Raw genomic sequence first — 425 nt, 5'->3', positions numbered from 1 at the left:
AACCCACTCGCTTGTGCGGTAGCCTGTGCCAGTTTAGACATTGTGGCCAGCGGCGCTTGGCAACACCAAGTAACAGCTATTGAGCAGCAACTCAAGCAAGAGCTGGCGCCTTGTAAAGCATTGCCGAGTGTGGCTGATGTGCGCGTATTTGGTGCAATTGGGGTAGTTGAAATGCAACAGCCAATGGATGTTGCCGCAGCGCAACGTTTATTTGTGGAGCTCGGCGTGTGGATCCGGCCATTTGGTCGGCTACTTTACATCATGCCGCCGTATATCATTACCCCGGCGCAATTAAGCCAACTTACTCATGCCATTCAGCAATATTGCAAATGTTGATCTAATCGGCGCAATGGCTTGCGCTTTCCGTTGCGAAAGGAAACGTAAAAAAGTAACATGAACCGCTTATTATTCGTGTATTAACACAG

General features: G+C 49.2%; 1 protein-coding gene. It reads left to right on the top strand.

Annotated elements, in window-relative coordinates; translation table 11 throughout:
* The coding region (locus VT06_RS17450) for an aminotransferase class III-fold pyridoxal phosphate-dependent enzyme (protein WP_046555606.1) at positions 1-336 on the top strand (336 nt) is incomplete at its 5' end.
* Between the last annotated feature and the right edge of the window lie 89 nt (positions 337-425).

Origin of the sequence: Arsukibacterium sp. MJ3, from assembly GCF_000987765.1 — a bacterium.
GTDB lineage: Bacteria > Pseudomonadota > Gammaproteobacteria > Enterobacterales > Alteromonadaceae > Alishewanella.
The sequence above is the reverse complement of the archived record's forward strand: the minus strand, read 5'-3'. Positions and strand labels throughout refer to the sequence as shown.